The 19,650-nt window shown below is 32.2% G+C and carries 16 protein-coding genes; 5 read left to right on the top strand and 11 right to left on the bottom strand.

Going from position 1 to position 19,650, the window contains the following annotated elements; all coding sequences use genetic code 11:
- Positions 1 to 43 precede the first annotated feature (43 nt).
- From RM697_RS11795 to RM697_RS11835, 9 genes are all read right to left on the bottom strand, one after another.
- Positions 44 to 2,410, bottom strand: coding sequence for a hypothetical protein (locus tag RM697_RS11795; RefSeq protein WP_311428103.1), 2,367 nt, complete (start codon positions 2,408 to 2,410; stop codon positions 44 to 46).
- Positions 2,411 to 2,412: 2 nt separating this feature from the next.
- The gene (locus tag RM697_RS11800) at positions 2,413 to 3,936 is read right to left on the bottom strand and encodes a carboxypeptidase-like regulatory domain-containing protein (RefSeq protein ID WP_311428104.1); all 1,524 of its coding nucleotides are present in this window, start codon (positions 3,934 to 3,936) and stop codon (positions 2,413 to 2,415) included.
- 77 nt (positions 3,937 to 4,013) lie between these two features.
- Complete coding sequence (locus tag RM697_RS11805; protein ID WP_311428105.1) at positions 4,014 to 4,886, bottom strand: DUF4846 domain-containing protein; 873 nt, start codon at positions 4,884 to 4,886, stop codon at positions 4,014 to 4,016.
- A gap of 93 nt (positions 4,887 to 4,979) precedes the next feature.
- Positions 4,980 to 6,287 (bottom strand): NADH:ubiquinone reductase (Na(+)-transporting) subunit F, encoded by a 1,308-nt coding sequence (gene nqrF, locus RM697_RS11810; RefSeq protein ID WP_311428106.1) that lies wholly within the window; start codon positions 6,285 to 6,287, stop codon positions 4,980 to 4,982.
- Between the two features lies 1 nt (position 6,288).
- Positions 6,289 to 7,014, bottom strand: coding sequence for an NADH:ubiquinone reductase (Na(+)-transporting) subunit E (nqrE, locus tag RM697_RS11815; protein ID WP_311428107.1), 726 nt, complete (start codon positions 7,012 to 7,014; stop codon positions 6,289 to 6,291).
- A 72-nt stretch (positions 7,015 to 7,086) separates the two neighbouring features.
- A complete protein-coding gene (locus RM697_RS11820; RefSeq protein ID WP_311428108.1) occupies positions 7,087 to 7,731 on the bottom strand; it encodes an NADH:ubiquinone reductase (Na(+)-transporting) subunit D in 645 nt (214 codons plus the stop codon).
- Positions 7,732 to 7,733: 2 nt separating this feature from the next.
- A complete protein-coding gene (locus tag RM697_RS11825; protein WP_311428109.1) occupies positions 7,734 to 8,480 on the bottom strand; it encodes a Na(+)-translocating NADH-quinone reductase subunit C in 747 nt (248 codons plus the stop codon).
- 2 nt (positions 8,481 to 8,482) lie between these two features.
- The gene (locus RM697_RS11830; RefSeq protein WP_311428110.1) at positions 8,483 to 9,691 is read right to left on the bottom strand and encodes an NADH:ubiquinone reductase (Na(+)-transporting) subunit B; all 1,209 of its coding nucleotides are present in this window, start codon (positions 9,689 to 9,691) and stop codon (positions 8,483 to 8,485) included.
- Entirely contained in the window at positions 9,691 to 11,043 is a 1,353-nt protein-coding gene (locus RM697_RS11835) for a Na(+)-translocating NADH-quinone reductase subunit A (protein WP_311428111.1), read from the bottom strand. The genes RM697_RS11830 and RM697_RS11835 overlap by 1 nt, the downstream gene beginning before the upstream one ends.
- A 217-nt stretch (positions 11,044 to 11,260) precedes the next feature.
- Here RM697_RS11835 and RM697_RS11840 point away from each other — a divergent pair, with 217 nt between their 5' ends.
- Positions 11,261 to 12,511, top strand: a complete 1,251-nt coding sequence (locus RM697_RS11840; RefSeq protein WP_311428112.1) for a type IX secretion system plug protein — start codon at positions 11,261 to 11,263, stop codon at positions 12,509 to 12,511.
- Positions 12,512 to 12,525: 14 nt separating this feature from the next.
- Here RM697_RS11840 and RM697_RS11845 read toward each other — a convergent pair whose 3' ends face one another.
- On the bottom strand, positions 12,526 to 13,038 hold the full coding sequence (locus RM697_RS11845; RefSeq protein WP_311428113.1) for a cysteine dioxygenase: 513 nt from the start codon (positions 13,036 to 13,038) through the stop codon (positions 12,526 to 12,528).
- A 104-nt stretch (positions 13,039 to 13,142) separates the two neighbouring features.
- Between RM697_RS11845 and RM697_RS11850 the strand changes: the two genes are divergently transcribed.
- Together RM697_RS11850 and apaG are read left to right on the top strand one after the other, a co-directional pair.
- Positions 13,143 to 14,507: a pyridoxal phosphate-dependent decarboxylase family protein gene (locus tag RM697_RS11850; RefSeq protein WP_311428114.1), complete on the top strand. Its 1,365-nt coding sequence runs from the start codon at positions 13,143 to 13,145 to the stop codon at positions 14,505 to 14,507.
- Positions 14,508 to 14,602: 95 nt separating this feature from the next.
- Positions 14,603 to 14,989 carry a Co2+/Mg2+ efflux protein ApaG gene (gene apaG, locus RM697_RS11855; RefSeq protein WP_311428115.1) on the top strand — a complete coding sequence of 129 codons (387 nt, stop codon included), beginning with the start codon at positions 14,603 to 14,605 and terminating at the stop codon, positions 14,987 to 14,989.
- Here the strand turns inward: apaG and RM697_RS11860 are convergent.
- On the bottom strand, positions 14,982 to 15,983 hold the full coding sequence (locus tag RM697_RS11860) for a DUF6695 family protein (RefSeq protein WP_311428116.1): 1,002 nt from the start codon (positions 15,981 to 15,983) through the stop codon (positions 14,982 to 14,984). The genes apaG and RM697_RS11860 overlap by 8 nt on opposite strands.
- A 184-nt stretch (positions 15,984 to 16,167) precedes the next feature.
- On the opposite strand from RM697_RS11860, the gene pruA reads away from it, so the two are divergent.
- On the top strand, positions 16,168 to 17,793 hold the full coding sequence (pruA, locus tag RM697_RS11865; protein WP_311428117.1) for an L-glutamate gamma-semialdehyde dehydrogenase: 1,626 nt from the start codon (positions 16,168 to 16,170) through the stop codon (positions 17,791 to 17,793).
- 108 nt (positions 17,794 to 17,901) lie between these two features.
- Complete coding sequence (locus RM697_RS11870; RefSeq protein WP_311428118.1) at positions 17,902 to 19,641, top strand: T9SS type A sorting domain-containing protein; 1,740 nt, start codon at positions 17,902 to 17,904, stop codon at positions 19,639 to 19,641.
- The last annotated feature ends 9 nt before the right edge of the window (positions 19,642 to 19,650 follow it).

Below are 19,650 nucleotides of genomic sequence, written 5' to 3' on the forward strand. Positions count from 1 at the left end.
ATTGTTTAGTCTATTTAAAGGTTATTAATATAATAGCTTAAAATTAATCTTCAACTGTTACAATATCTGAAATTAATAAAGCACTATTAACAACACCTTCTATACAAAGCTTTATGGGTTGTTTTGTGTTTAATATTTTTAAAGTAATGGTTCCATCTTTTCCAACACGTACATTTGGAAACCAATCTATAACACCATATTCTTTAAAAAAATCACTACTAAATGTAGAGTATTTAGGTGTGTAAAATCTTTTGGGAGTAGTAAATGTTAATGGTATATTATAAACAGAGAAAGATTCTCTTGGTTTAACTTTAAAGCGTTTTTGAGGATCTGTATAAACACGAATTACACCTGCTCCACCTCTTATCCCTTCACCAACTCCACCTTTATTTACTTCTACATAATCTACAAATTCCATACTAAATCCTTGGAGAATATCTAAGTCAACTAATCTAACACCATCCAAAAAAATAATTGGAACATCTGTTGCATTGATTGAAGCTTTATTTCTTGTATAAATTCTAAAAAAGGATAAACTTCCATCGATAGGATCCTCATCTGGTGTTTCTTCTACCATAAATCCTCGACCACTTAAAAACTGTCCCAAAGTTCTATAAAGCTTTCGCTCTTTTTCATCAAACTCTGTTATCCTGCCTAAAGTAGCATTTTGTAATTTTTCTAATCGTGTAAACCCTTTTTTTGCAACAACTTTTACTTCGTTTAGTTCTTCTATATCTTTATACTTAAAGAACTCTTTTTCAGTATTTGCTAGTTGATTTGTATTAGTAACACTAACTGGAATATAATCAGTAGAAAATTGTGAAATTGTATTTGGGTAAAATTGAAGTACAGCTTTAGATTTCCCAACTTTTATACCTTTTCTAAACTCTCCAATTCTTAACTTCTCATCATCTAACGGAAAAAGCCCTTTTCGTTCTAAAGTTCTTTGATTTTCTGTGAAATTAATGACTTCTGATTTTGAATTGATATTAGGATAAATTAATAATCCTTTAGAAGCATTGTCATTAGAGTTAATGGTGTATGAAATACCTACTTCGAAATCATAATTATAATCTGGTGGTTTATTAAATATTCTATTCCAGTTATAACTGCTCCATCCTTGCGTAAGTAATACATTATCTAACTCTAATTGCTTCTTCAAAGTAATATCTGTGAAATAATAACTTGCATTCTGAACTGGTGTTTTAATAAAAGGTTTTAAATATATTGTTGATACGATATTTTCATGATGATAATAACTCTTTGTGTCTTTTGGTAAGACTGAGATACTTATATTTTGAAACTGAGACTCATCAACTTTTATAACAGGAATTTTTACCTCTAATGAATCACCTTTTACAACAGGTCTAGCATCTTTAATTAATGCATTATTTATACCTCTATAATTAAAAAACATGCGCTCAACTAAAGGTGTATTATCATCATTAAAAAGAGTAAATATATTGATACCAGTAAACAGGTTACTTTTTCTTATCTTTAATGTGGATTGAGTTTCTCCATTAAATGATATACTTACATCTTTTAGTTCTACTCCATTATGAATATATATTCTAAAAGATTTATTTGCAACTTTTGGTAACGTTGTATTATTAGTTTTTAATGATATAACCACATCATCTTTTAAATCTTTTAAAGACAATACAACACCTCTTGGATCTATATTATTAATTGGTATTTTGAATTGAGATTCGTTGTAGGTATATCTTATAAAATAAGATCGTCCTGGTTTGGGATTTAAAACAAACTTTCCAATACCAAAGGCATTTAATTTAAATTCTGTTAATTCAGATTCTAGATCATCTATAAGCAAAAGTTTAAGCCCTGCTACTCCAAGTCCTAATTGATCTTTAGCAATAACTCCAATAATATTGTCTGTATCTTGAAGCAAGTGACCTCCTTCTGGTAAAACTTGTAAATCAATATTGCCAGAGCTTATTGTAGGCTTATCTATTAAAAGATTCTCTGGATCTAAAACTCTAAATGATTCTAAGAAATAATTATGCTCATCAGGAAAATTTTTCATCCAATTAGTATAAGCTTTAAACTTATACTCTCCTGTTGTGAAAAGCGAATCTATGATAAAATCTCCTCGACTTACACCTTGGTTAACAAGAATCAATTTTTCTTTTACAACTTGATTTTTATCATTAATTATCTGGCAATATAAATTTGTAGTACTAAATGAAAGTTCTTGAGATTCTTTTATAAAACTGTAAGCATTAAAAGCTAACATCTCACCTTTAATAAAAACTGTTTTATTAAGGTGTATATAAACCTGCTCTCTTGTTAATTCTGTGAAATCATCAAAAGCATCAAGCACCAATTCATCATCTTGAGAGTACAATGAAATTGAACATAACAACAATAGAATTAAGCATCTATTTTTCATCTTTAATTTGTAATAGCTTTTAATGGAGAATTTAGCCAATATAAATCCTTACTTTGATCTATATTAACCTTTGCATTTGATAATGGTTTAGCTTTGTCAACAAATTTCACATTATTAGGTTTTTCCGATTTACTTAATACATCTTGCACAAAAAACTCTCTAAACTGGTAAGCTGTTAAACTTATTTTTTGATAGAGTTTTCTTCCTGTTTTATCGGTTATATTTTTAATTCTATATTCAAAACCTTTCATTGCGTCTTTAGTATTAACTTCTTCAGGAATGCTCCATTCTGCAATTCTCAATTTAATAGTTCTCTCATCAATTACATTAAATTCTTCAACCATCAATTTCTTTTTTTTGAATTTGAATCTAAAGTCTTTTTTATCTAGTGAAGACATTAATAGATCGCTATTAAAAAACACATAAAACGATTTTTCTTCAGCATCATATTGAACATTATCAACATCAAAATAGAAGGAATCACTTACAATAAATTTATTATTGAAAGTGATGTAGTTTAAATACATTTTAGCATTACGTAACACATATTCAATTTCAACTTCCAATAACACATCTAAGGATTTTGTTTCAAGAACTTGATACACAAACTTATGTATACCATAAGTATCTTTAGAGATATAGATTTTACCTTTGGCTTTATGGCTTACTCCTGTTAACTTGTTTAATGCTTTAAAAGAAATCTCGTATAACGGTTTATCATTTAAATAGACAGTTTTCATATCTAAAAACTCATGATTTAATAAAAACCGTTTCTTAAAAATGTAAACAAACGAAAAGCTAAGCTGTTCAAAATTTCGAATTGGATTATGGATATTTAGTATACTTAACTCATTACCTCCTTGTCCAGAAAGCGTGGTATTATTTATATACTTAGACTCACCATCATATACCTGTAATAACGTTGAATCTCTATTAAAATCTTTATTTTCAGTATACTTATATATTGCTGTTTCATTATAATCGTCCATAATAATATCTGTACCGAAACCTGCATCGAACGATTCTATTATAGCTTCATTGAGATTATAATAATTGCCGTTAACTATTTGATAATCTCTATAATAACCTACTTTAGAGTATGGAGTGTAAGGGTAATTTTTTGGTATACTTAAAATGGCTTTCTGTATAATTTCTTCTGGTGAAAGTTTAGATTTACCATTTGTTTTAGAGTTTCCTGTAATAATTACCTGATCTAACATCTCAACCTTTGGTATTAGGGTAATTACGTTTATCTCCTTATCTTTTAAATGACTTAAAGCTAAAGTCTTGGATTTATAACCAATACAAGAAATAAGAAGAATATCGCCATCTCTTTTATATTGATATGGTATTCTAAAATCACCATCAATATTAGCTATAACTCCATTACCACTTTTTTGAAACTGAATTGTTGCATAAGATACGGGATACCTCGTATCACTTTCTATAACCTTACATAAAATTTCCTGGACCTGAGACTGAACTGACAGACCACAGCATAGTAAAATGAAAAGTACCTTTTTCATTAATAGCACTAGTTTTTTATAAAGTTAATGAAAAGGGGAACTAATAAAAAACCTTTGTGTTATTTATGGTTAGAATATTATTTAAACCTAACAAATTTAGCATCGTAAAAGGTGTAACCAGGAATTTCAATTTGATCTCCTAACTTTAATTTGTACCAAGGAGATATCTTATTATGCTCAAGGTTTTTGAGTAGGTGCACACTCTGTGCTGGTGTATTACCTTGTAATAAGGCAAAGTATTTTTTACCTGCTTCATCTTCAATGACATCTGCTATCATAACCACATGTCCTGGAGAACCACCAATAATGAGCATATCTCCTATTTTAAGTTTATTAACATCATTAATTTTGGGTAATTCTGAAAATAATGAAATGGTTCCTGAGTACATATAAATTAAGTTCAGGTACTTATAAAAATTTGCTTTAGAATGATTAGCAGTAGCTGTTTTACTGAAAATCACCTTATTACCATTTATTTTTGGTCTATAACCTTCTGCATATTTTGTCCATGAGCAATTGTGACCACTAGTAAAATTAAAACCAATGTCGTTTTTTCGATTCTGTTCCCAGAGATATTCGCTTCTAAGTCTTATCAGAGCGTCTGCACATTGTTGCAACCCATTCTCTGGTACAGGAACTTCCAAAATTCCAAAATGACCTATTTGATTAAAGTAAGGGCTTCCATCATAGTTAATGACTTTAGCACCAAATGGCTTTAGTTTATAATGTCTTATATAGTCCTGAAAAGAACCTTTTGCATACGCTACTCTTTTAAACCCATCTGGTATGGTGATGCGTTCCTTAACTGTTTTACCCTCTGTATTTATATAACCATTAGAGTTAGTGATTGAGTTAGAAATAACTTGAGACACCTCTTTTACTGGTTTAAATTGGTAAGCTATTATTGCAATAAAGCTAAGTAATACAACACAAAGAATTGATTTTTTCATAGGAATACAACGAAAAAACCCAACACTTTCGTATTGGGTTTTTTTATTTTTTCTTAATAGATCCTGAATCAGGTTCAGGATGACAAAAGTCTACTAGCCACCAAAGTCATCGAATCTAATGTGCTCATCTGGGATTCCGAAATCTTCTCCCATTTTTTGAACCGCTTGATTCATTAAAGGAGGTCCACAGAAATATAATTCTATATCTTCTGGTGTTTCATGATGATTTAGATAATTATCAATGACACAATTATGAATAAATCCAACAAAACCATCACCAGCCTCATCATTAATATCTGTTTTAACTTTCCAATTATCTTCCTCTAAAGGTTCAGATAATGCCATGTAGAATTTAAAGTTTGGAAAGTCTTTTTCTAACTTTCTAAAGTGTTCTATGTAGAATAATTCACGCTTAGAACGTCCACCATACCAATAGGTTACTTTACGACCTGTTTTTATAGTTCTAAATAATTCATATAAGTGAGAACGCATTGGTGCCATACCTGCTCCACCACCAACATATAACATTTCACTTTCAGATTCATTGATGAAGAATTCACCATAAGGTCCTGAAATCGTTACTTTATCTCCAGGTTTTTGAGCAAAAATGTAAGATGAAGCAATACCAGGATTAACATCCATCCATTGATTCTTAGAACGATCCCAAGGTGGTGTTGCAATACGAACATTTAACATAATCTCACGCCCTTCTGCTGGATAAGAAGCCATAGAATAAGCTCTTTCTACAGACTCAGAATTCTTCATCACTAATGGCCAGAGACCAAACTTATCCCACTCTGCCTGAAACTTATCTGGTGAATCATGTTCTTCTGGATGCGCAGTAATATCGATATCAGAATATTTAATCTCACATTCTGGAATTTCTATTTGTATATAACCACCTGCTTTGTAACCCATATCTTCAGGAATCTCAACAACAAATTCCTTAATAAAAGAAGCTACATTATAGTTTCTCACAACTGTTGCCTCCCATTTTTTGATACCAAATACTTCTTCAGGAATAGTTACTTCCATATCTTGTTTTACTTTCACTTGACAAGATAAGCGCGCTCCATGTTGTAACTCTTTACGTGTAAAATGGGGTGTTTCCGTTGGCAAAGCCTCTCCTCCTCCTGACAATACATGACATTCGCATTGTATACATGTACCACCACCACCACAAGCTGATGGTAAAAATATTTTTTCAGCGCTTAATGTTGTTAATAATGTACTACCAGAAGCTACTTCAATCTCACGCTCACCATTGATTAATATCTTAACAGGCCCTGAAGGTGATAATTTTTGTTTTACAAATAAGAGTAATGCTACAAGTAATAGGGTCACTACTAAAAATGCCGCTACTGTAGCTAAAATAATTCCGAAATCAACTGCTAATATCATACTATTCCGTTACTTTATTAATGTTTTCAGCTATTGTTTTATCTTCATTAGACACTTCTATTTTGTTTTCCACTTTAACAGTTGTGTCTTTTGTTTTAGTTTCTTCATCTCCTCCTGTTAACATACCTCCAAAACTCATAAATCCAATTGCCATTAAACCTGTGATAATAAATGTTATGCCTAAACCTCTTAGAGGTGCTGGTACGTTAGAGTATCTGATTTTCTCTCTAATTGCAGCGATAGCTAGTATAGCTAAAAACCAACCAATTCCTGAAGCAATACCGTAATTTAATGCTAAACCAAATGTCGCAATTTCACGAGATTGCATAAATAAGGATCCTCCTAAAATGGCACAGTTAACAGCAATCAGTGGTAAGAAAATACCAAGTGAATTGTATAACGAGGGTGAGAACTTCTCCACTACAATCTCTACCAATTGTACCATTGTTGCAATAGTTGCAATAAACATGATAAATGATAGGAAACTTAAATCGAAGTCAGCATATTCAGGGCCCAACCAAGTTAATGCACCAGGTTGTAAAATATATTGATCTAGTAACCAGTTAAGAGGCACTGTAATTGCTAATACAAAAATCACTGCAGCTCCTAAACCTACAGCTGTACTAACTTTTTTAGATACTGCTAAGTAAGAACACATTCCAAGGAACGTGGCAAATACCATGTTATCTATAAAAATCGATTTGAAAAATAATTCTATATGTTCCATATATTTTTAGTTTTCAGTCTTAGTCTAAGTTACAGATTTTCACTGTTTACTGCGACTATAAACCGTATACTGTTAATCTTCTATTAATGCTTTATTTCTTGAACGTTGTACCCAAATTATAATACCAACTACAATTAAGGCCATTGGTGACAATAACATAAAACCATTATTCTCATAACCTATACTGTACAATCCAGTTTTTTCAATTGGATCTCCTAAGACAGGAATTCCCAATAACGTACCTGATCCTAATAATTCTCTAAAGAATCCTACAATGATTAAGATTACACCATAACCTAAAGCATTACCAATTCCATCTAAGAATGAACGCCATAATCCATTACCTAAGGCAAAGGCTTCAAAACGTCCCATAATAATACAGTTGGTAATAATTAATCCTACAAATACAGATAGTTCCTTACTTAGCTCGTAAGCAAAGGCTTTAAGTACTTGATCTACAATGATTACAAGTGCAGCAACAACAGTAAGCTGAACAATAATTCTAATTTTTGAAGGAATAATATTTCTAATTGCTGAGATTACGACATTACCAACTCCCATAACAAACAATACTGAAATTGCCATAACAATAGAAGCCTTTAATTGCGCTGTGATCGCTAATGCAGAACAAATACCTAATACTTGAATTGTAATTGGGTTGTTATCCGCTAATGGATCTTTAATTAATGCTGCGTCTTTTTTTGAAAGTAAACCCATAATTAATTGTTTAGTGTTTTAAAGTAAGGCACATAAAGTGCTAAATCTTTTTTGATCATGGCTGCTACTCCATCTCCAGTTATGGTTGCACCAGCAATGGCATCAACCTCATGGTCTACCTTATCAATATTAGTTGGATCTGCATTACTTTTAGATACAGTAATACCTTTAAAGGCACCATCTTTCATAAGGTGTTCTCCAATAAAATCGTCCATGAAGAAACGCTCTTTAATGTTAGCTCCTAATCCTGGTGTTTCTCCTTTATGATCAAAGTATGCACCTTGTATCACCATATTTTTATCTAAAGCAACATAAGCCCAAATGGCATCCCAAAGTCCTTTTCCTCTAATTGGTGCTATATAAAACTTCTCACCATCTTTTTTACCAACAAATAATGGCAATTGTCTTTCACCTCCATCTTTCGCCTTGGCTTGCTCTTTCTTTACATCTATTAAATAAGCATTATCATTTTCAACAGCATTAGTTCCATTGGTGATGACTAATTGCTTTTCTATATATTGATCAAATAATTCTGGAGCTTTTTCTGTAGATACAAAGTTTGCACTATTGCCCTCATTTTCATTCACTCCCATAGCATAGAGAATGTTTTGTTGTTTTTCTAGGCGTTCATTCTCAGTAATACGATCTTTTAAGGACGACGCTGTAAATGCTAACAACGTTCCTACTACAACTACCATTCCTATAGCAAATAGTATGGTATATAAATTTGAATCTGTCTTGTTACTCATAACTATGCTACTTTAGCTTTTAGACGTTTCATTCTCTTTTTAACATTACCTTGAACCACATAGTGGTCAATTGTTGGTGCAAAGACATTCATTAATAGAATGGCTAAGAACACACCTTCTGGATAGGCTGGATTAAACACACGAATCATAATTGATATAAAACCAATTAAAAAACCATAGATCCATTTCCCTTTATTGGTTTGCGCTGCAGTAACTGGATCTGTTGCCATATAAACTGCACCGAAAAGTATACTACCAATGATAAGATGTTGCCAAAACGGAACACTCATTAATCCATAAAATTTACTTGTTTCACCAATCCAACCTGCATCTACAACACCATTGAAGATTAATCCCATTGCTAAGGCTCCAACTACAGTACTTAGCATAATTCTCCAGCTTCCTATTTTGGTAAATATTAAGAATAAGGCTCCTATGATAATTAAAAATTTAGACGTTTCTCCCACAGATCCAGGAATTATTCCCCAAAACATATCCCAATAATCTATTCCAGCTAACTCAGTATTTTGAGCATAGGCTCCAAGAATTGTTTCTCCTGAAATGGCATCTGGAGTACCAGCTCGTTCAACAGCACCATGAACCCAAACTTTATCTCCTGACATCCATGTAGGATAAGCAAAAAATAAAAATGCACGAATCGTTAATGCTGGATTAAGAATATTCATTCCTGTTCCACCAAAAACTTCTTTTCCGATGACTACTCCAAAGATCACAGCTACAGCTAACATCCAAAGCGGAATATCAACTGGTACAATCAAAGGTACAAGCATTCCAGTTACTAAGTAACCTTCTTCAACTTCATGTCCTTTTATTATAGCGAAAACAAATTCTACTGCTAAACCAACACCATAAGACACGATTACTAAAGGTAGCACTTTCCATAATCCAATAACTAAATTATCCCAAGCCCAAAACGATGCTCCTAAAAATCCATTTGCAGATTCTATTTCACCAAGAGCAAGATAATGTTGGTAACCAGCGTTGTACATACCAAAGATTAAACATGGTACTAATGCCATGATAACCGTATTCATGGTTCGCTTTAAATCATCAACCACCTTAATATGAGTACCATTATGAGTGGTCTCATTTGGCATATATAAGAATGTAAAAAGTGCATTAAATCCTGGCAACCACTTTTTATCTTTATTCTTAACCTTAAAATTGTGTAAATTTTGTTTTAAACCCATTATCCTATCTCTTTAAGCATTAAGTCTAATCCTTCTCTTATTATTTTTTGATGTGGCTGTTTAGACACACAAACAAATTCTGTTAACGCAAAATCCTCAGGAGCAACTTCATACATTCCTAAAGCTTCCATTTCATCTAAATCTTTATACATACATGCTTTTAAAATTTGCATAGGATAAATATCTAGCGGAAATACTTCTTCATAAGTTCCTGTCGTTACAAAAGCTCTATGTTCGCCATTTGTATTGGTATTTAAATCGTATTTTTTCTTTGGGTTTAACCAAGAAAATGTTAACGCTCTAGATGTAGAAATCTTATTAAAAACAGGTTTATTCCAACCAAAGAATTCGTAATCATCACCTTCTGGAATGATTGTAATAATATTGTTGTAATAATCTAAATAACCATCTGGTTTTATTTGCTTACCAGTTAATACATTTCCAGATATTATACGAGCGTTAGCATCTTTATCTACACCATTATCGTAAATCATTGTAGCAACTTCAGCTCCTATTTTAGTTCTAAAATATCGTGGCTTTTTAACTTCAGAACCTGCTAAGGCAATAACACGCTCTGCATTAAATTTCCCTGTAGTTATAAGCTCTCCTATAATGACTAGATCTTGTGCATTAACAGTCCAAACTGTTTCACCTTTATTAACAGGTTCTATTTTATTGATTAATGTACCAACATTACCTGATGGATGAGGACCAGACACCTTGTGTGTTACAGCGTCTGATAATCCTGCTAATAACGAGTTTGATGATCCAACACCTACATGAACTTTTCCTTCTGTAAGTTTTGAAAGAGCAGTAACTGCAGCTTGTAATTCAGCTTCTTTACCTTGAAGCGTAAAATCTAAATCTGCTGCTAAAGGAGCAGTTGCATAACCAGAAATGAAAATAGCTTTAGGTGTATTTTCAGGGTTAGCAACAACATCATAAGGTCTTTGTTTTACAAATGGCCAACATCCAGATACTAATAACCTAGATTTTATGTCTTCTGAAGATGCAGAAGTTAAATCTAGCTTATCATGATCTAAATATGTTTGCTCCTTATCTGCTTGAATTTTAATCTCTAAAATTCGACGTTTTTCTCCACGAGAAATTTCAATAATTTCACCTGAAACAGGCGAAACAAATTTTATACTTTCGTTATTCTTATCATAAAAAACAGTTTCTCCTGCTTTTACTTTAGAACCTACCTTAGTAACCAATTTTGGAATAATACTGTGGAAATCTTCTGGTCTGATAGCGTAGTAGTTGCTAATAATAGCATTTTCGATAGACTTTTCAGCCTCGCCTACAAGATTAATATTCAGACCTTTTCTTATTCGAATGTCGTTTGACATATATAAATGATTGTAGTTTATTATCTAAAAATCCGTGCAAATTTACGAATTAATGCTTAAATAAAATCCAAATTAAAACCTCTTTTTTATTTATAACCACTATAAATAAGTTAAATAGTTTAGCCGTTACCTAATTGACTATCTTTGTGATTAGCTATTTTTAAGTAAAATATTAAGGCATAGAATTTGTTTATCTTTATAACAAGATTAAATCACAATGAAAAACAAAACACTCTCGTTACTTTTCTGTTTACTACTAATTACAACTGTTTTTTCCCAAGTAAAAGAAGTAAATCCGCCAGACTTTATTAAAACCATTACGTTTTCTGGAGGTACGCAGCAAGCTCAGCTTCCTGTTATTCGTTTAGGTTCTGCTTTAACTTTAGAGTTTGATGCGTTAAATGGTGATGAAGAGGACTTTTACTATGTCATTGAACATTATAATTTTGATTGGACTAAATCTGTACTCATGAAAGGTGAATATCTCAGAGGCACAGACAATCAGCGTATTTTTAATTACGAAAATTCATTTAACACTTTTCAGCTTTATTCGCATTATAGATTACGTATACCAAATGAACAAACAAGAGGCTTATTAAAAAGCGGTAATTATCTGGTTTCCATATACGATGACTATGATGAGCTTGTATTCTCAAGAAAATTTATGATTTATGAAGATATAGTTAATGTTGGTGTTGCTGTAAAACGATATAGAGATGTAAAGTATATTAATGAAATGCAATCTATTGATCTAAGAATAGCAACCAATAGTATTAATTTCTTTAATCCTATGGATAATATTAAAACTATGATTATCCAAAATAACAATCTAAATACTGCTATAACTGATCTTAAGCCACAATATGTTTTGGGCAACGAACTTATTTACAGGTACGTTAAAGAGTCTGGATTTTTTGGTGGTAATGAATTCTGGTTTTTTGAAAACAAAGATATAAGAGCAGCTAATGTTGGTGTACAGTTTATAGATTTAAAAGATATTTATCATAATTATCTTTTTACCAGTTTTGTTAGAAAAGATAGGCCTTACACTTATAATCCTGATATTAATGGAAATTTTTTAGTTAATGTTATAGATAGGCAAAATACTGATATTGAAGCAGATTATGCTGTAATTCATTTCTCTTTAGATTTTCCTAATCTAGAACCTGGTAAAAAAATACATGTCTATGGCAATTTCAATAATTATGCTATTGAGGATATGACAGAGTTATTTTACAATCAAGAAAGCGGATTGTATGAATGCAATTTTAGATTAAAACAAGGATTTTACAACTATAAATATGTAGTTGTTAATGAAGATGGCTCCATAGATGAAGGTGCTATTAGTGGAAATTTCTGGCAAACAGAAAATAATTACAAAGCACTAGTATATTACAGAGATGTTGGTGCTCGTTTTGATCGATTAATTGGTTTTGGAGAAGGAAGTTCTGTAAATATTTCTAATTAAAAACTCTTATAAAATTATTCTATTTTGGAGTCGTATTGTAAAGACTTCGTCATAAATTGCTTAGTGTCTTCACAATAAAAATCACAGCTATCGATAGGTTTAGCATATAAATGTAAACTCATTACTCTTTTATCTGAGTTATTTATTAGTCTATGTATACCGAGCTTATCATTCATGTAAGAAATATTTCCTTCGGCAAGTGTTTCACATTGTATTAATTTCAAAGCACCATTTTCGTCAATAAAATGTTGCTCTTCAATTTCACCATTACAAATACCCAACCAACACTCTTCGCCTCCATGATTATGAATTGAGGTTTGTTGATTTGGTTCCCAACAAATCAAAATAAGTTCTAAATTTTCATCTCTATATAAGCAATTTCTGGTATACTTTTTATTGGACCAAGATGCATACTTAGACAGTAGTTCTGTATTTAAGCAAGCTTTTCTTAAAAGCTCTGAATACTCTTTACGATGAGCAGAAGCAACTGCCAGAATGAGATCTTTATTTGTAAGTAAACTATTCAAAAGACGACTAAGTTTAGGTTTGTAAAATAAGCGCAAAATTACTTAGATTTCTAGTTTTATAACAATATTTTTACATTTTCCATAAACAGAAACCCAGAATCTGGATGATTAAGGACTTAAAATTATTTCAGGAATTAGCAGAATTACTTTTAGAAGAAGAACAAAATAATCCTGTGGCTAAACCTATAGCTACAGATTTGCTTTATCATAAATTAGATTTAAGTTTAAATGATAAAGGTATCGTTGATGAAGAGCTAAAAGATGTACTGTCATCAATTATTAGGACTACACCAAAAACAGCCTCTAAACTTTTTTTTAATCAATTATTTGGTGGCAGAATAGGAAAAGCTGCCTTAGGAGATTTATTAGCAGTATTATTAAATAATAGTATGTATACTTATAAGGTTGCTGGTCCTCAGGTAGGCATTGAAAAAGTAATTCTTAAAGAAATAAGTGCGCGTATAAACTACGGAAATAATAGTGATGGAACATTTGCATCAGGTGGATCTATGACCAATTATATAGCTATGCTGATGGCAAGAGATAGATTTGACCCTTCTATTAGAACTGAAGGTTACACAAAAAAACTCGTGGCTTACACCTCTGAATCATCACATTATTCCATTGAAAAAAATGCTTCTTTTTTAGGAATTGGCAGACATCAGATTAGAAAAATAGCCTCAGATAATTACGGAAAAATGATTCCGGAAAAGCTTCAAAAATGTATAGCAGATGATCTAAATAAAGGTTATCACCCATTTTTTGTTAATGCTACTGCAGGTACAACAGTGCTTGGTGCTTTTGATGATATTTATGCATTAAGTCAGGTTTGTAATAAAAATGATATTTGGCTTCATGTTGATGGTGCATATTGTGGATCTGTAATATTCAGTAACAACTACAAACACCTTATTAATGGTATTGAATTTTCAGATTCCTTTAGCGTTAATGCTCATAAAATGCTTGGAACACCATTAACCTCATCCATAATTTTAACTAAAGATAAAAAGCACTTACATGACTCACTATCTAACGATGCTGATTATTTGTACCAAACAGATGGTGACGATTTTAACTTAGGTAAAACATCATTGCAATGTGGTAGAAGAAACAACGCCTTAAAATTATGGACGCTTTGGAAATCTGTTGGTCACAAAGGGTTAGAGAAAATAGTAGATAAACAGTTTTATTTAGCTAAAATAGCAAGAGAATATATCAAATCTAATGAGTCCTACAAGCTTTATAGTTTTGATGACTCTATTTCTGTATGTTTTAATTACAAAGATATACCTGCTAAATTATTGTGTACTGAGCTTTATGAAAATTCTGAACTCATGGTAGGTTTTGGACAGTTTAAAGGTCAGGAATTTGTTAGATTAGTAACTATTAATTCTACTTTACAAGAAGAGGATATTAAAAACTTCTTTAGCACATTAGAACGTTATGTTCGCCATAAAATATTGAAATAGCGAGCAGTTAATGTTAAAAATTCCTACAATCATCTAAAATATTGAAATATCTATTCTAAAATACCTTATTTTAGCGTACTTATTTAATTTCGTGCATGGTACAACAAGTTACAAGCGGCATTAAAATTTCCGTAGAAACATCCTTTGAAGGTACTTTTTATAAAAATTATAAAGTACACTTTGCCTTTGGATATAAAGTAACTATTGAAAACCAAAGCAAGCATGCCGTGCAGCTTAACTCTAGATATTGGAAAGTCCTAGATGCATTAAATAATACCGAAATTATTGAAGGCGAAGGTGTTATTGGCAAAAAACCTGTGTTAAAACCTGGAGAATCGCATACATACAACTCTGGTTGCTTATTAACCTCTCCTTTTGGAGCTATGCAAGGTCATTATAACATGGTCAACTTTTCTAACACAAAGAAATTTAAGGTTATTATCCCTTCATTTAAGCTAAGCGCGCCTTTTGCACTTAATTAAAACAATCAACTTTATCAAATCTATAAGTCTTTCCATATTGCTTAATATGGAAAAATTTGCAGTTTGAATAATGTATAAATTGGTAATCTTCCTTTATATTAAAAGACATATCATTTACTAAATATTCAGCATCAATATCAATATTACCATAAGGAGAAATACGTCTAAAGTTGTAACGTATTTTATCTCCTAAACCGTTTAACTCAAACCAAGCACCTGCTGCAATACCAGATAACCACTGTGCATGTGGTTGCTTTTCAGCATTATCTTTGGGTTCTAATGTACCAACATAATTTGGTTGATGTCCTGGTAATCGATCTAAAAAATATTTAATATTTTCTTTTCTAACAGAAGAATCAAATTTAGAAATAACACCTTCTTCTGAAACCTCATAAATATAATTTTCGGTATCAGCTAAAACCACATTACCAACTGTACTCGGCGTAAACCACTGTGATTTAATAAGACGCTTCTTTAGCGTTTTATCTGTAATACCACCAATTAAAGCAGAGGTTACAAAACGTGCACAATTACAAGCTTTCTTAACAAAAGCTGCATATCTAATAAAATCCTGATGCTGAAGTTTAGTTATGCTTTCCTTTGCCATTTTGTAATTTACAGTTTTACAAACTGAAGCTACTAACTTACCATCTCCATGAGTGAGTTTAGGATGTGTTCCTAAAAATATAAGAATATCATTAAGGTTTTTAATATCATTATTTTCAATAACAGCAGTGATATGAAAACCTAACTCAGCATCTGTACTTTTACCACGCACTCTACCATTGGGTTCCGAGGTAATATATCTTCCAAAGTCATGATATTCCAAAATTCCAGTAGCTTTTTCAATTAAAACCATAGCTGCATGGCCTGCTCTTACATGAGTTTTATTACCTATACCAATATACTTTAATAAAGCTGAGTACCACTCATCTGCATGCATTACAATGGTTTCAGGATAAGCAAGAGTAAGTATAAATGCGTCGTTTTTCAATATCTTAAAAAGTCTTGATAATCTTGTTCGGAAAAAATTTGTGAAACTTACAAAATTAAAGTTCAAAAATACATAAGACTTCAATCAAAATAGTCATTAAAAAACTTAAAAATTGTACCTTTGCACCTTCTAAGAATATCGCTTAGATCACTTTACTAAAATCTAAATAACACTAAAACAACCTATGGGAAAAGGATTCTTTAATGTTCCTGTTGCAGTTAACGAGCCTGTTAAAGGTTATGCTCCAGGATCACCAGAACGTGAAGCAGTTTCAAAAGAGTATAAAAAGCAATTTAACAGTAAAATTGAGGTACCATTATATATTAATGGTAAAGATGTAAAAACAGGAAACACCAGAACGATGTCTCCTCCACACGATCATCAGCATAGTGTTGGTGAATATCATTTAGCTGAAAAATCTCATGTTGAAGACGCTATTTCTACAGCTTTAGAAGCACGTAAATCATGGTCTCTAATGCCATGGGAACAACGAGCAGGTATTTTCTTAAAAGCCGCAGAATTAATTGCAGGACCATATAGAGCAAAGATAAATGCAGCAACAATGATTGCGCAATCTAAAACCATCCACCAAGCAGAAATTGATGCAGCTTGTGAGTTCATAGATTTCCTTCGTTTTAATGTTCAGTTTATGACTGATATTTACATGGAACAGCCTGAGAGCACCAGTGATGCCTGGAACAGAGTTGAATATAGACCACTTGAAGGATTTACATATGCTGTAACGCCATTTAACTTTACTGCTATTGCTGGTAATTTACCTGCTTGTATGGCATTAATGGGCAATGTTGTTGTTTGGAAACCTAGTGATAGCCAAGTATTTTCGGCTAAAGTAATCATGGATGTCTTTAAAGAAGCTGGTGTACCAGATGGTGTTATTAATGTTGTATTTGGAGATCCAGTAATGATAACTAATACTGTAATGGCAAGTCCTGATTTCTCTGGATTACATTTTACTGGTTCTACCTTTATCTTTAAAGAATTATGGAAACAAATCGGAAACAACATACACAACTATAAAACCTATCCAAGAATTGTAGGAGAAACAGGTGGTAAAGATTTTATTGTGGCGCATAAATCTGCAAATCCAAAGCAGGTAGCTACGGCAATTTCTAGAGGTGCTTTTGAATTCCAAGGTCAGAAATGTAGTGCTGCATCTAGAGCTTATATACCGCAAAGCATGTGGAATGCTGTTAAAAATTATGTTATTGAAGATGTAAAGTCATTTAAAATGGGTTCACCTGAAGATATGAGCAATTTCATCACTGCTGTAATTCACGAAGGTTCTTTTGATAAACTGGCTTCTTACATTGACCAAGCAAAACAAGATGCTGACGCCGAAATTATTGTTGGTGGAAACTACGATAAGTCTAAAGGATACTTTATAGAACCTACAGTTATTGTCACTAAAGATCCTAAATATACAACCATGTGTACAGAGTTATTTGGACCAGTAATTACTATTTACGTTTATGAAGACGATACATACTCTGAAATCTTAAAAACAGTAGACGAGACTAGTGATTACGCCTTAACAGGAGCTATTTTATCAACAGATAGATATGCTGTTGAAGAAGCGACTAAAGCTTTGCAAAACGCAGCTGGGAACTTCTACATCAATGATAAACCAACAGGAGCAGTTGTAGGTCAGCAACCATTTGGTGGAGCGAGAGCATCTGGAACTAACGATAAAGCTGGTTCTGCCCAAAACTTATTGCGTTGGGTTTCTCCTAGACTAATTAAAGAAACCTTTGTAACACCAACCGATTATCGTTATCCCTTTCTTGGATAAACATTTAATTAAGATAAATACAAACCCTCACGCATTAAGTTTGAGGGTTTTTCTTTTATAACTCTCTAATTTTCGTACTTTTATGGCATAATCCTAAATATACAACCTATGAAAATACATTACTTATTAGTGTTTCTTTTTTCAATTTCATTAACAGCTCAAACACCTTTGGTTGGTACTACAGTGCCCGATTTAGCTGCTTATGGAGAATCTACAAACTATGTAGGAGAAGCGGAATATCAAATCTTCTTAGATACAGATACAGGAGTTTTAGACAAACCCATAATTTTAGTAGATGGTTTTGATCCTGGAGACACAAGATCATTAACTGGCCTTTATGATTTATTAGATTTCTCAGGAACCTCAGGAACTCAAAACCTAGCAGATTTGGTTAGAGCTGAAGGTTTTGATGTGGTTATTCTAAACTTCCCAATGTATACGAGATCAGCAGATATGGCTAATATTGATGGTGGCGCAGATTTTATTGAGCGTAACGCTATGCTTTTAGTAGACCTTATTGGAATAATTAATGCTGATAAAGCTGCAAATAGTCCAGAGCAAAATGTAATTATTGGTCCAAGTATGGGAGGTTTAATCTCAAGATATGCTTTAAACTATATGGAACAACAAAGTTTAGATCATGATACGAGATTATGGATGTCTTTTGACTCTCCGCATCATGGTGCAAATGTTCCTTTAGGGTTACAACATCAGTTAAATTTTTTGGCTAACGGACTAGATTTAGGAGGACTTGGAGATTTTAGCGTTGTTGCATTACAACCTTTAATTGATGAGTTTTTAAAGTCACCAGCTGCCAGACAATTACTAACAGACCATTTTGAATCACATCTAAGTGCTGGCAGTGATGTTGAATTTGATCCAACACTTTTAACTCCAGAACCTCATCCTTGGCGAACTATATTTACAAATAATATGGAAGGTTTAACTACAAGTGGTTTTCCAGAAGACACCAGAAATGTTGCTATAATTAATGGTAGTGGCATTGGCAACCCTTATTTTGCGATGGGAGAAAGTGGCACAACTGTGACTCCTGGTTTATCAGTAATAGATTTAAGCATTCCAAATATTGCACCTTTTACAACAGCAGTTATTCAAAGTAATTTAACACCTGCTATAGTAGATGGCACTGAGGCTATAAGTAATATTAGAGTTGATTTCTGTATAATTGGATGTAATGATTTATTAAATGGTACTGGTTTAGCTAATGCTGCTGCGTTTCCTTTTTCTGACGGAATTGATGCTGCTCCTGGTGGCTTATTTGATTTATCTGGATTAACTGGAGCCTTTATGCCAGATCCTGGAAGTTTGGAAGAAAGCTTTTTAAACGCTTTGGCCATTGATAAATTTAATTTTATACCATCTGTAAGTGGTATGGCATTGACTATTACAGCTAATGGTGAAATTGATTGGTATCACGATTTTAATTTACCTCCTGGCACACCTCCAAACGGTGATGTTCTGAATGAAACTCCATTTGTAAACTATTATATGCCAGATAATAATGAACCTCATGTTCAACTAACTGAAGCTAATGTTGCTTTTGCACTTTCAGAAATCATACCACAAACTCTTACAGTTAGTAATTTGGATTTTGGCATTGCATTAGATCAAAACCCAGTTAAAGATAATTTAATTATACGCTCAAATGAAACTATTAGCAATGCTACATTAAGTGTTATCGATTTAACTGGAAAAGTTGTTTTATCTATAAATACGCAATTAACGGACTACAATGTAATTCCTTTTAATGCGCAATCTGGTATTTATCTTTTAAGAATAACTAATAGTGATAATTTAGATTTTAAAACTAAGATTATTAAACAATAATAATATCTC

Origin of the sequence: Microcosmobacter mediterraneus, from assembly GCF_031846265.1 — a bacterium.
GTDB lineage: Bacteria > Bacteroidota > Bacteroidia > Flavobacteriales > Flavobacteriaceae > Microcosmobacter > Microcosmobacter mediterraneus.